The 14,168-nt window shown below is 33.2% G+C and carries 8 protein-coding genes; all 8 read left to right on the top strand.

The window, feature by feature from the left end:
* The first annotated feature begins 83 nt into the window (after nucleotides 1-83).
* The 8 genes from Q0820_RS13315 to Q0820_RS13280 all read left to right on the top strand — a co-directional run bounded on the left by Q0820_RS13315 (nucleotide 84) and on the right by Q0820_RS13280 (nucleotide 14,152).
* Nucleotides 84-3,998, top strand: coding sequence for a DUF1592 domain-containing protein (locus tag Q0820_RS13315; protein WP_298488165.1), 3,915 nt, complete (start codon nucleotides 84-86; stop codon nucleotides 3,996-3,998).
* A gap of 25 nt (nucleotides 3,999-4,023) precedes the next feature.
* Nucleotides 4,024-5,373, top strand: a complete 1,350-nt coding sequence (locus tag Q0820_RS13310; protein WP_298488163.1) for a DUF1552 domain-containing protein — start codon at nucleotides 4,024-4,026, stop codon at nucleotides 5,371-5,373.
* Nucleotides 5,374-5,419: 46 nt separating this feature from the next.
* Nucleotides 5,420-6,745, top strand: a complete 1,326-nt coding sequence (gene fucP, locus Q0820_RS13305; protein WP_298488161.1) for an L-fucose:H+ symporter permease — start codon at nucleotides 5,420-5,422, stop codon at nucleotides 6,743-6,745.
* Between the two features lie 45 nt (nucleotides 6,746-6,790).
* Nucleotides 6,791-8,692, top strand: coding sequence for a PQQ-binding-like beta-propeller repeat protein (locus tag Q0820_RS13300; protein ID WP_298488159.1), 1,902 nt, complete (start codon nucleotides 6,791-6,793; stop codon nucleotides 8,690-8,692).
* A gap of 102 nt (nucleotides 8,693-8,794) precedes the next feature.
* Complete coding sequence (locus Q0820_RS13295; RefSeq protein WP_298488157.1) at nucleotides 8,795-10,252, top strand: alpha-galactosidase; 1,458 nt, start codon at nucleotides 8,795-8,797, stop codon at nucleotides 10,250-10,252.
* A gap of 28 nt (nucleotides 10,253-10,280) precedes the next feature.
* Entirely contained in the window at nucleotides 10,281-11,738 is a 1,458-nt protein-coding gene (locus Q0820_RS13290) for an arylsulfatase (RefSeq protein ID WP_298488156.1), read from the top strand.
* Between the two features lie 135 nt (nucleotides 11,739-11,873).
* Nucleotides 11,874-13,586, top strand: a complete 1,713-nt coding sequence (locus tag Q0820_RS13285; protein WP_298488154.1) for a GMC family oxidoreductase — start codon at nucleotides 11,874-11,876, stop codon at nucleotides 13,584-13,586.
* Complete coding sequence (locus Q0820_RS13280; RefSeq protein ID WP_298488153.1) at nucleotides 13,586-14,152, top strand: gluconate 2-dehydrogenase subunit 3 family protein; 567 nt, start codon at nucleotides 13,586-13,588, stop codon at nucleotides 14,150-14,152. Before Q0820_RS13285 ends, Q0820_RS13280 begins: the two co-directional genes overlap by 1 nt.
* Nucleotides 14,153-14,168 lie beyond the last annotated feature (16 nt).

Below are 14,168 nucleotides of genomic sequence, written 5' to 3'. Positions count from 1 at the left end.
CCCTTAATGTTGGATAATTACCCCCCTATTAAATTATTAAGGAAAATTAACTTTGGAATATAGTTATAAATTTAAGCTTATTTATGAAAGTAACTTTTTATGTTGCATCCTTTTTTACTCTAGTTTTAGTAGGGTTGCTATTTATTCCAATGCAAATAAATGAAGAAGGTGGTGTTTTTGCATTTCTAGGTAATTTTCATCCTTTATTATTACATGTTCCAATAGGTACGCTTATAGTATTAGCTGTTTTAGAAATAGTAGATTATTTTAAGCCCAAACTAAAGATAACTAATGCAAGTCCTATTGTACTATGGTTTTCTATATTGAGTATTATTCCAACAGTGTATCTAGGTTTTTTTCTTGCTGCATCTGGAGGGTATAATGCAGATAAACTTTTTTTGCATAAGTGGTTGGGGTGGAGTACTGCTTTACTTAGTATATGGCTAGCGGTATATCAAACTTGGGTGCAAGAAAAATCCAAGCAATTTAAATTAAGCTATAAAGTATTTGTAATACTTGTTGTAACACTATTATCTGTTGCAGGACATTATGGAGGCTCTTTAACGCATGGTTCAGATTATTTAACTAAAGATATGCCAGTAGTAATGAAAAACTTCTTTGGTGTTAAAAAAACAGAATCTGAGATTATTCTCTCTCAAATAAAAGAACAAGCAAAAGATACCGTAAACCATACGGCTCTTGCTTTTGCAAATACGGTGCATCCTATAATGGATGCTAACTGTTTTGAATGTCATAATGCAGATAAACAAAAAGGAGATTTACGACTAGATAATATTAATTGGAAAGTTAGTACACCTGAAGATGTAGAAAAGTGGCAAACAATACTAGAAGAAGTTACAGAAGGTAATATGCCTCCAGAAGAAGAAGAACCACTAACCACAGAAGAACGTAATGGGCTATTAACATGGATAGAACAAACTTTGAGTAAACCAGAAGTTTTAGATAGTATAGTTAAAAAAATGCCAAAAAAGCAAATTGCTATGGCAATGCCAATAACAAATACATCTAACTTATCTCCAAAAGCATCAGAATATGTAAATAATATAAGACCTATTCTAAATAAATATTGTTTTAGCTGTCATGGCGAAAAAAAACAAAAGGGAAGTATGCGTTTAGATGTTCTTAATTGGGATATGGTTAATGGTAGTGATGCCCAAAAATGGCATTCTGCCTTAAATGAAATTAATGCAGGAGAAATGCCTCCTAAGAAAAAGCAACAACTTACTACTAGGGAGCGAAGAATGTTAGTAGATTGGCTTACAAATTCTTTAGAAGAGGCCTCGGAAGCAAAAAGAGGAGTAAACAAGAAAGTTACACGTAGGTTAACTAAATCTCAATATACCAATTCGTTAAATCAGCTTTTACAATTACCCGTTAACTTCGGGAGCGTATTACCAGATGATGGCAAATCTAAAATGGGTTTTACAAATAATGGAAATGTATTACAAATATCTTCTTTACATATAGACTATTATCAAAAAATAGCCAGAGAGGCCTTAGATAAGGCTATTGTGTTTGGAGCAAAGCCAGAACCAAAGAAGTACAAAGTTACTTTTGGAGAAAATATAGGAGTTAATAGTATAGCAGCAGAATTTGGAGGGTTCCAATCGGCACCAATTAAAAAAGATAATTTTTTAGTAGAAGTATTAACCCCTGATGGGCAAGTAAAAGAAAATGCAGAGAACATTAAAAAAAATATTGGAATTGGAATGCGTGGCTCTATGAGCGACCGTTATGAGGTAACAGAAGGGGGAATGCTCCTTTACTCTGCTTTACCGCATAAAGATGTACCTCCAAGATCTTGGCAAGGACCTTCTCCTAATTTAAAAATGTTAATTAAAAATGATTTTCCAACAGAGGGACCATTTATTTTTAGAGTAGAGGCGTCTAAAGGAAATGCAATTAAGAATAAAGAGGGACTTATTAGTCTTAGAGAAAATATACCTGCTGAGGTTTCTTCTAAAACAGTTATAGTAAAGGCAATAGAGAATGTAAAAGCTAATAGAACTATTGTTAAAGATGATAAATGGTTGCTGGCTGAAGCGGCAGATGCATATGCAAATGTAGAACTACAATTAGATATTCCTGAAGATGGTTTTTATCAAGTAGATTTTGTACATCCGTACTCTTCCGAAGAAAATATGCCTTCTTTTTTAATGCAGATAGGAAACTTTAAAAGATTACAAGAGCGATTAAAGTTAGGGAAAGAGTTAAAAGATAAAGAAGAAATAGTAACGCCAGTAACGTTGGCCTCTTTTAAAAAAGGAACGTATAACATCACTATTGGAGGAAAGTTTTTTGTAGGCTTTAGTGAAATAAGAGTTACGCCTCTTTCAGAGAATGACCCGCTGCCTGAGAAATTAAGAAAAGAAGTAGAGGTGAATCAAGAGAAATTTAAAAATTCAATTCCTTCAATTCGTGCTTTTATTGGCTCTAGAACAGATGATGGTTTAGATTATGATACCTATGATGTTAGTAAAGAAGTAAAATCGGAAATAGGGAACTTTTCTACCTATGAATTTCAAGGAAGATTAGAGAATTTACCACTTCCAGTGTATAATCCTAGTGAAAAATCGGAATTAGCAAGTACTATGATTGTGGGCCTTTGGAATGATAACCTAGTGAAGAGTAAAGGGGATACAGGACCTCCTTTATTAATTAAAACAATAGAGTTAGAGGCTCCGTATCATCCTGTATGGCCACCAAAAAGCCATACGAATATCTTTTTTGATTCCCCGAACAAGAATAATAAAGAAGTATACACTGCAGAAGTGCTTCGTAAGTTTATAGAAAATGCATTTAGAAGACCTCTTTTAGAAGGCGAGTTAGAAAGGTACTTAAGTTTTTGGAAAGAAACTAAAGATAATTTTGATAGATATGAAGATGGTGTAAAGGAAGTATTAGTTGCTATTTTGTGCTCACCAAATTTTTTATATTTATTAGAAACAGAAAAAGCTACTCCAGATACTAAAACAGATGAATATTACCTAGCATCTAAAATGTCTTACTTTTTGTGGAACTCTCCACCAGATGAAAAATTAGTAACACTTGCTGATCAAGGAAAGTTAAAAGAAGAATTATCTAAAGAGCTGCCTAGGATGGTTAAAAGTCCAAAAATTTGGAAAATGATAGAGGCGTTTACCTATGATTGGTTACGAATAGATAGGTTAAAGGGAATGAGCGCTAATATGTCTTTATATCCAGATTTTACAAGGTTTGTTAAAGAAGATATGGCGCAAGAAACCTATAGCTTTGTACATCATATTTTAGAAGATAATTTAAGTATATTAAACTTTGTAGATTCAGATTTTGCTATGTTAAATCAGAATTTGGCAGAATTTTATGGCATTAAAGGCATAAAAGGAAACGAATTTAGGGTAGTTGCATTACCTTCTAAAGAAAATAGAGGAGGCTTATTATCGCAAGGAGCATTTTTAACAGGACATTCAGATGGTGTGCATGCACACCCAATTAAAAGAGCTGTTTGGTTAAAGGAAAAAATTCTTGGTGATCCACCGCCACCGCCACCGCCAAATGTTCCTGAGTTGGATCCAGAAACTCCTGGGTTTGATAAGTTAACACTTAAAGAGCAATTAGATTTACATAGAAATAAAGCTTCTTGTATAGATTGTCATTTAAAAATAGACCCTTACGGAGTAGTATTTGAAAATTATGATGCTGTAGGTAGGTATCAAAAATTAGCAAAAAATAGGCCAATAGATTCTAAATCTATATTACCAGACGGTACAGAAGTAAATGGTGTAAAGGGTATTAAAGAATATATTCTAAATGAAAAGAAATTAGAATTCACAAAATCTTTGGTAGAGCATTTATATGCCTATGCTTTAGGCAGAGATATAGGTTTTTCAGATGAAAAAGAACTAGACGGGATTGTTCAAAATGTAATTGCGGAAGATTATAAATTTCAATCTGTTTTAGAACAAATTATAGTATCAGAATCGTTTTTAAAAAATTAATTGTTTAGAACTAAATAACAATATTATGAGTAGAAAACCATGGCATTTAGATCGTAGAACATTTATTAAAGGATTAGGAGCAGCTTGTATGCTTCCGTATATGGAAGCAATGGGCATGCCAAAACTTGTAGATTATGGAGGCAATAGTAACGCCCCTAAAAGACTCTGTTTTTTATATTTTCCAAATGGTGTGAGCATGCCTAGTATGAATAATATAAAAGAAAAAGACTGGAGTTGGTTTCCGCATGCAACAGGAAAAGATTATAAGTTTACTAAGCCATTGTCTGTTTTGGAACCTTACAAAAAGGAAATTTCTATTTTAGGAGGACTAAGTCATCCAAATAGTAGGAGTGTTTTAGGACACATGGCAGGAGATACCTTTTTAACAGGAGGAGATTTAAGAGGAGATAAGTACAATAATTCTATTTCTGCAGATCAAGTAGCGGCTCATAAATTAAGTAAACATACTCGTATTCCTTCATTAACTATTTCTACAGATGGTGGTGTTGGTTACAAGTCTAGAGCAAGTACACTTTCTTTTGATAATACAGGAAAAGCAATACCTTCAGAACATAGGCAAAGAGAAATTTTTGAAAGATATTTTTCTCCAAACGGAGGAGCTACAACTTTAGAAAGACGTAAAAGTCTACAGCAAGGAAAAAAAATTGTGGATTTAGTTTTAGAAGATAGTAAACGTTTAAAAAAGCGCCTTGGTTATAATGATAAGTCTAAGTTAGATGAATACATGACTTCTTTAAATAGGGTAGAAGAGCAAGTAACCCGTAATGAAAAATGGTTAGATGTTCCTATGAAAGAGTTTGATGCTTCTAGAATTAATTTAAGTGTAGATGCCACTATAGATCCAGAATCTTATTTAAGGTCTACTTTGGATTTAATGGTGCTAGGTTTTCAAACAGATTTAACTCGTGTTATGACGTATATGATGGCACGTGAAGACGGTATGGGATTTGGAGATGCATTTCCAAAACTTGCGTTAGGACTTAGTGGGCATCATGGAATGACACATGATAAAAGAGAAGGACACTTTGAAAGACAGGGCAAGTATGACCAATGGTTAACAAAACAATACGCTTACTTCTTAGAACAAATGAAAAATACGCAAGATGAGTATGGTTCTTTATTAGACAATACACTAGTACTATATGGAAGTGCTTGTAGCTCTACACATAATGCAACTAATTGCCCATTAGTATTAGCGGGAGGTTCCAATTTAGGAGCAAAACATGGTTCTTACACTGTTTTTGATGAAAAAAAAGAACACTTATCTAATTTATATGTAAGTATGCTTAATAAAGTAGGAGTGCCAGTAGAGAGTTTTGCAGATAGTACAGGGCCTTTATCATCCATTTTGTAATGCAAAAAATAATAAGCAACCAATAACAATTATAGATTAATAGTAAATGAACAAAGAAAACCAACCAGCCATTGTAAGCAAAAAATTACTTTTCCCTTTTATAATAATTACCTCCTTATTTGCTCTTTGGGGAATAGCTAATGATTTAACTAACCCAATGGTTTCTGCTTTTAAGAAAGTAATGCCAGAGTTATCTAATTTACAGGCATCCTTAGTACAATCTGCTTTTTATTTTGGTTACTTTTTTATGGCATTGCCAGCTGCTTTGTTTATTAGAAAATATAGTTATAAATCAGGAATAATTTTAGGACTTATTTTATATGCGATAGGAGCCTTTATGTTTTACCCTGCAGCAGCTTATGAAGATTTTATTTTTTTTTTAATCTCTTTGTGGGTAATTACCTGTGGGTTATCTTTTTTAGAAACTACAGCAAATCCATTAATACTTGCTCTAGGAGATAAAAGAACTTCTACACAAAGATTAAATTTAGCACAAGCTTTTAATCCTGTGGGCTCTTTAACGGGTATGGTTATTGCACAAGTATTTGTTTTAAGCGCAATTAGGTCTGATGATTATACAACGGAGGCTTATAATGCACTATCATCTGATGAATTGGCGGTTGTGCGTGAAAACGACTTAGGAATAATTAGTTTGCCATATATAGCGTTAGGCGTTTTGGTTTTAATAATTATGGCAATTATAATTTTTACAAAAATTCCTAAAACACCAGAAGAGGATAAGATGAGTCTATCAGAATCTTTTAAAAAATTATTTGCTAATAAAAATTATTTAGGAGGTGTTGTAGCACAAGCAGCTTGTGTTGGTTCACAAATTATGTGTTGGACATTTATTTTTCAATATGTAGATAATTTAAATGCTACATATAACATGAATATTACAGCTACTAACTTTAATATTGCTGCCATGTGTTTGTTCTTAACTGGGAGGTGGATAGGTACTGGTTTAATGAAAAAAATAAATCCGTCTAAAGTTTTAATGATATTTGGTTTTTCTGGAGCCATTTGTGCTATTGGAGCGGTTGTTTTACCTGGAATGTCTGGATTAATTTCTCTTGTGGCTATTTCTATATTCATGTCTATAATGTTTCCTACTATTTATGGTATTGCACTAAAAGATATGGGAGACGAAGCCAAAATTGGTTCTGCAGGTTTAGTAATGGCAATTGTTGGCGGAGCTTTTATGCCACCAATACAAGCGGCTATTTTAGATATAGGTGGCGATGGTTTTAATGATGTTTCTTTTTTAGGATATATACCAGAAGTTAATTTTTCTTTTCTATTGCCTATGCTATGTTTAGCGGTGGTGGGCTTTTACGGATTTAGAACAATGAAGAAAATAATTACTCTCTAGTAGTAAAAAACTCATTTAATACATAAGGTCTAAAAAAATAAAAATATGAATGCGCATATTTTAAAATGTTTACTACTGTTGTTTACTGCAACTAAAATTTTGTTTGCTCAAGACAATACGGAAGCTCTAATAAGTAGTTCTAATGAATGGCCCATGTCTGGAGGACCAAACGGCAATTATAAAATAAAAACTACTCAAAAAGTTCCTATAAAATGGTCTGTTAGGACAGGAGAAAATATTAAATGGAGAAAAACATTACCAGAAGGTGGGCAAAGTGGGATTGCAGTTTGGGGAGAGAAACTCTTTTTAACCATTAACCCTCCAAATGAAAATCCCAAACATGAAGACGTTCTTAAAAAATATGATGTAATAAAAAACAAGTACAAATTACTTTTTAAGAAGGAAGAAGAAAAACTAAGTAACAATAAGGATCTTACTTATATTCAACTAAAAGAAAATTTAGCAGAACCATTGAAGAAATGGCAGAATTCACTGAAGAATAATTCGCATTACCAAAAAGCATCGCATCTAGAAAAAAAAGATATTGAGAAAAACCTAATGCATAAAGATGAGATAGGTAAGAACTATGCTGTTTTTAATAATAAGCTTAAAGAATATATACATTCTAAATCAAAAAAGCTAAAAGAAGTTTATACTTCATTTTTAGAAATTGAAAAAGAAAAAAGTGGAGGTGCTATCAGTAAAGATATTGTATTGTTATGCTTAAATGCGGATACAGGTGAAACGTTTTGGGAGAAGACTGTAAAAGGAACTTTTAGTAGTCAGTATAATTATGGTTTTAGTGACGCTACCACACCTTGCCCTATAACAGATGGGAATAATGTATGGGCAATTAATGCAAGTGGAGGTATGGCTTGTTTCTCTATGAAAGGGGAATTAGTATGGCAAAGAACATGGGAGCCTAGCTCTGGAGGAAAACCTTTTAATAAACAGTTTGATTCTGTTCTTTTTGAAGATTTAATTTTAAATGTAGAACCACCTGAAGATAAAGATACCGAAAGAAATAAAGAATGGAATTATGTGCACGCTTTTAATAAAAATACCGGGAAAAGAGTATGGGTCACAAAAGAAGCTATTACACATTACAATACTCCAATTTTAGGAAAAACAAAAGAAGGAACACCAGCTTTGTTAATTGGTAGAGGCGGACCACATGGAGTACCAGAAAGACCAATAGGTCTTAGTTTAATAAGTTTAGAGAAAAATAACGCAGGTAATGCTTTATGGAACTGGGAGCCAAAAGAAAGTAATGCATTGGCAGGTTGGGGAGCACTTAGCACGCAACATTGGGATATGAATAAAGCATCTTGGTTTTATAAAGGAAATGAGCATATTACTGTAAATTCACAAACAGGTAAACTAATTTCAGAAAAAAAACTGAATACTGTGAACCAGTATAATTATGATATAAAAAAGGGTAAATATATACTATCTGAGTCTGTAAAAATAAAAGAACTTCAAAACCAAAGACACTGTAATATTTCAGATGGAGATTATTTATTTTATATGGTTCGTTATAATCCATTTATAGCTCGTCATAATGTAGTTGCAGGTAAAAATGAACATTTAGAAGTTCCTAGAGATTTAGATTCTCAGAATGACTTTATATGGAAAAATGAGCATACTAATGATGGACTAAATTCTAAAGGGCAATTAAATGCTTTTGATGCTAGGACTAGAGGAAATGGTTTTCAAAAATGTTTTTTAGGTTCCCCTACTATTATTAATAATTATGTGTTTTTTACAAATGCTGTTGGTATGGTGTATGTGATTGATGCCAATGCAAAGAATTTTGATGCATCTGCATTAGTAGCAGTTAATGATTTAGGAAAAAGCGGCGAAACTTGGACTGTTAATTCTTTAAGTTATGCCAATGGTAAAATTTACCATAGAACTATGAAAGAAGTTGTTTGTATTTCAGAATAAGTGAGTTTATTCCATTTTTAAACTGTAGCATACAAAGTATGTATTAATAGCAACATAAAAGACTGCAGTTTATACGAATTTTGTTCATGGAAAAACAATACGATGAGCAATAGAAGGAACTTTATTAAGAAAAGCGGTTTAGGATTAGTAGGAGCAGGGCTAGTAAGTTGCAGAACTTCTAAAATAGAAAAATCGGAAGATGGGTATAGTTCAGGGACAACTATAAACAGAAGTAGAACAGTTGAGCAAGTTTCTATAAAAGTAAAAACTCCATTATTTTGTCCATACCATAGTATTTCTACTCCAGAAGAAAAAGGAGGAGGGGCTCATTATTATAAAAGCCAAGCTTTTGTTCATAACCCCTTTACGATACAAGCTTCTGGTATGTCTGGCTCTCCTATAATAATAGATGCAAATGGGATTTTTGTTGGGTTTATGACTTCCTATGGTTTTGAAAATTCGACTTTTAATTTTGATGGAAAAGAAACCTTAACAGTTTCCGTACCCCAAGGGCAAGAGTTGTTTATAGATGAAAAAGGAAATGGAGACGAAGCATGGAAAGCCTATAATACGGTAATGATGCAAAGGCTTAATTTTAAGCCCATGACTACAACACCAGATTTTTGGTCAGATGTGGAATATTGTACTTGGGTAGAGCAAAAATATAGGTCTAAAGTGAGAAGAGGACACTTTAATTTATTAACGCATGATTTTGTTGCTTCTTATTTAGATAAAATTATAGAATATGGGTATCCAAAAGGTAAAATGACCTTAGATCATGGTTGGGGGCAATTTCCAGACGGAACAATTAATTCTGGGTTTGGAACTTGGCATGCAGATCCTAAGAAGTTTCCAGATTTTAAGAAGACCATGGATATGATTTCTGAAAAAGGGTTTACTCCAGGGCTGTGGATAGCGTTTCCTAAAATACACCATGCCAGTAGTATTGCCAAGAAGTATCCAGATTTATTGGGAGATTGGAAAGCTACAGGGAACGTAGATAAAAAAACAGCGGAAAGATGGTTAAATCCTAAGGCAGATATTTTTGAATACGCATCAGAAGTAATATATCGTTTTTATACAATTGGAGTAAGAAAGTTTAAGATTGATATGTCTTATAATACTAAATCTGATATGTTACATATTCATAAAGAACTGTACAGAGCAGCAAAGGCTATTAATCCGTATATTGAAATGGAATTTCATGTTCCAGATATTTTCTTTGCCAAATACACCGATGTAACAAGAACTAATGATGTTTGGTTAAATGATAACTATGATTGGCCAGCCAGAGTAAAAACACATTATGAGGTGGCTTATAAATCTTCTCCAGGAAGAGCCATTAATTTAGATCATATAGGAGGTAATGATTCTACAAGAGAGGCGCTTACAGAACAAAAATATTTAAAGCATTTAGAAATGTTTAAAGGAAAAACTGGTTACCCTTTGGTATCTGTATTGCCACATCATATAAGTCAAAAATGTGTAGATAAAACAGGGGAGTATTTATGGGAGTATGAAAAGGGGCCTAAAAATATTTTGTCGAGCTTTTACAATTAAATTAAGAAATAAGTTGCGTATAAATTATATGAAAATAGGAATAGAAAATAGAGCTATATATTTATTATTCTTGGTCTTTAGTGCTGTACTTTTTGTATCATGTCAAAATAATAATACCAAGAGAAATACTAAAATTAAAAAACCAAACATAATCTTTATTCTTGCCGATGATTTGGGGTATGGAGATTTAAGCTCCTACGGGCAAACTAAGTTTAAAACGCCAAATATAGACCAGCTTGTAGCCAATGGCATTAAATTTACAAATCATTATAGTGGTTCTACTGTTTGCGCACCATCTAGGTCTTCTTTAATGACAGGTGAGCATACGGGACATACTCCAATTAGAGGTAATAAAGAATTAAAAGATAAAGAAGGGCAAACCCCCATGCCTGCAAGTTCTGTTACTATTGCAGAAATATTAAAAGAAGGAGGGTATACCACGGGAGCTTTTGGTAAATGGGGGTTAGGGTTTATAGGTTCTGAAGGAGATGCTATAAATCAAGGTTTTGATACGTTTTATGGATATAACTGCCAAAGGCAGGCACATAGATATTATCCTACACATTTATGGAAAAATGATAAAAAAGTAATGTTAGAAGGTAATAATCTAAGTAGCACAGTTACCTATGCCCCAGATTTAATACAAAAAGAAACATTAAAGTTTATAGAGGAAAATAAAGAGGAGCCTTTTTTTGCATATGTTCCTTTAGTTTTACCTCACGCAGAATTAATATCTCCTAAAGATAGTTTGCTGCAAAAATATATAGGGAAATATGATGAGGTTCCTTATAAAGGTGGTTCAGATTATGGAGAAGCTATTATAGAATCTAAATATTGTAATACAGAAACTCCATATGCAGCTTTTGCTTCTATGGTAGATAGGATGGATGTTTATGTAGGTCAAATTGTAGCAAAAGTTAAAGAATTGGGTATTGCAGAAAATACAATAATAATGTTCGCAAGCGATAATGGACCACATGCTGCAGGTGGTGCTAATCCAGAGTATTTTAATAGTGCAGGAGGGTTAAGAGGAATAAAAAGAGATTTATATGAAGGAGGCATACGTTCTCCTTTTATTGCGGTTTGGCCTAATAAAATAAAGGCAGGAACAATCACTAATCATGTTTCTGCTTTTTGGGATATAATGCCAACTTTGGCTGCTGTTGCTGGAGCAAATACACCACTTAAAACAGATGGAATTTCTTTTTTACCAACTCTTTTGGGTAAAGGTGTACAAGAACAACATGCTTATTTATATTGGGAGTATAATCATAAAGGAGGTAGGCAAGCTGTAAGAAAAGGAAAGTGGAAAGGGGTTTTGTATAATACTGTTAAGAATCCTAATGCTAAAATAGAATTATACAATTTATATACAGATGGTATAGAATCTAAAAATGTAGCAGACGAAAACCCAGAAATTGTAGCAGAAATAAGGCAAATTATAAAAGAATCTCATGTAGAATCAAAAATATTTCCTTTTAAATAATTTTTTAGAGTAATAATCTATTTGATTTATAAAAATAAACATATGAGGTAGGGATTGGAATTTTAAATTCCGAATATGCATTACAGAGTTTATTTGACTTTATCACAAGTTTTAAATTAGAAACAAAACAAAAAAATGAATAAATTTTATTTTAACGAAGAACAAGAATCGTACGACGCTATAGTTGTAGGCACAGGAATAAGTGGCGGTTGGGCTGCAAAAGAATTATGTGAGCAAGGTCTAAAAACTTTAGTTTTAGAACGCGGTAGAATGGTAGAGCATATTACGGACTATAAGACTGCTAATTTAGATACTTGGGATTTTCCAAATGGAGGTAAGTTAACTAAAGAACAAAAAGCCAAACAACAAAAGCAAATAAGAACGAATAGAGTAAACAATGCTGATGTTAATGAATGGTTTGTAAATGATTTAGAGCACCCTTATAAAGAAACCAAACCTTTTGACTGGGTTAGAGGTTACCATGTTGGTGGACGTTCTATTATGTGGGGACGCCATAGTTACCGTTGGAGTGAAATAGATTTTGAGGCTAATAAAAAAGACGGACATGGTGTAGATTGGCCGGTACGTTATAAAGATATTGCTCCATGGTATGACAAAGTAGAGACATACATTGGAGTGTCCGGAGAAAAAATGAATCTGCCACAGTTGCCAGATGGTCAGTTTTTGCCAATGATGGAACACAATTGTGTAGAACAACATTTTAGAGATAAAGTTTATGAGAATTTAGATGGTAGAGTTGTTACTGCTGGTAGAATTGCTCATATTACTGGAGATAAACCTTTTGAGGGGCGTACAAAGTGTCAGTTTAGAAATAGGTGCACGCGTGGTTGTCCTTTTGGAGGGTATTTTAGTAGTAACTCATCTACATTACCTGCAGCAGAACGTACGGGAAATTTAACGTTAAGGCCAGACTCTATTGTTTCAGAGGTTATTTATGACCCAAATACTAAAAAGGCTTCAGGTGTTAAAGTTATAGATAGATTAACAAAAGAAGAGTTTGTTTTTAAAGCAAAAGTCATTTTCTTATGCGCATCTTCTATGGCTACTGCGTCTATTCTTTTGCAATCTAAATCGGATAGGTTCCCTAATGGATTAGGTAATGATTCTGATCAGGTGGGTAGAAATGTTATGGACCACCATTTAGGAACAGGTGCAAGCGGAAAGTTTGACGGTTTTCAAGATAAATATTATAAAGGAAGAAGACCAGGAGGTATCTATGTACCAAGGTTTAAAAATTTAGGAGGAAAATCTAACAGTAAAAATTATGTAAGAGGTTTTGGTTTTCAAGGTGGAGCAAGTCGTAAAAACTGGAAAGATGCTATTGCAGAGTTTGGTATGGGAGCTAAATTAAAAGATGAAATTTTAAAACCTGGAGGATGGACAATGGGTATTGGCGGTTTTGGAGAAATATTGCCTTATGAAGATAATAGAATGACATTAGATTATGATACTCTAGATGGTTGGGGCTTACCAACTATAAACTTCAATGCAGATATAAGAGATAATGAGCTTAAAATGAGAGAAGATATTGTTGTACATGCTGCCGAAATGTTAGAAAAGGCAGGTTTTAAAGATGTTAAAGCAAGAAACGGTAGTTACAATATGGGGCATGGTATTCATGAAATGGGAACAGCTCGTATGGGGAGAGACCCTAAAACATCTGTAGTAAATGGTCATAACCAAATACATGCAGTACAAAATGTATATATAACAGATGGTGCTTTTATGGCCTCTTCTAGTTGTGTAAACCCATCATTAACCTATATGGCTTTTACAGCAAGAGCAGCAAACCATGCTGCACAAGAACTTAAAAAAGGAAATATATAATGGATAGAAGAAAAGCATTATTAAAAATGGGAATGTCTATGGGGTATGTTGTTGCTGCTCCTACATTCTTAACTATATTACAAAGTTGTAAAGAAGAGAAAGTAGTATCATGGGTTCCTACTTTTTTTAGTGAAAAACAAGCGGTTGTTCTTATTAATGTTGTAGATGCAATATTGCCAAAAACAGATACGCCTTCTGCTTCTGAAGCAAATGTGCATGTTTTTTTAGACCAGTTTGTTAATGAGGTAATGGAGACTAAACAACAAAAGCAATTTAAAACTACCATAGACAAATTAGCGGAAATTGCTCTTAAATCATCAGGAAAGAATGAAATAAATGAGGTAACACCTGAAGATGTAACGCCTACATTAAAAGCGGCTTTAGAATCTCCAAATGAAAATAAAGAATTAGCATTTGTAAAAAATATTAGAGATTTAACTATCTGGGCGTATAAGTGTAATGAATATATAGGAGAAGAGGTTCTTGCTTATTTGCCAGTGCCTGGGCAATATGTACCATGCGATACAATAGAAAATTTAACTAACGGTAAGGCATGGTCTATTTAAATAAAAATTAGAACTA

The sequence above is a fragment of the uncultured Maribacter sp. genome (assembly GCF_947495965.1).
Lineage (GTDB): Bacteria > Bacteroidota > Bacteroidia > Flavobacteriales > Flavobacteriaceae > Maribacter_B.
Note: the sequence above shows the minus strand (reverse complement) of the source record. Positions and strands in the feature narration are given on the sequence as shown.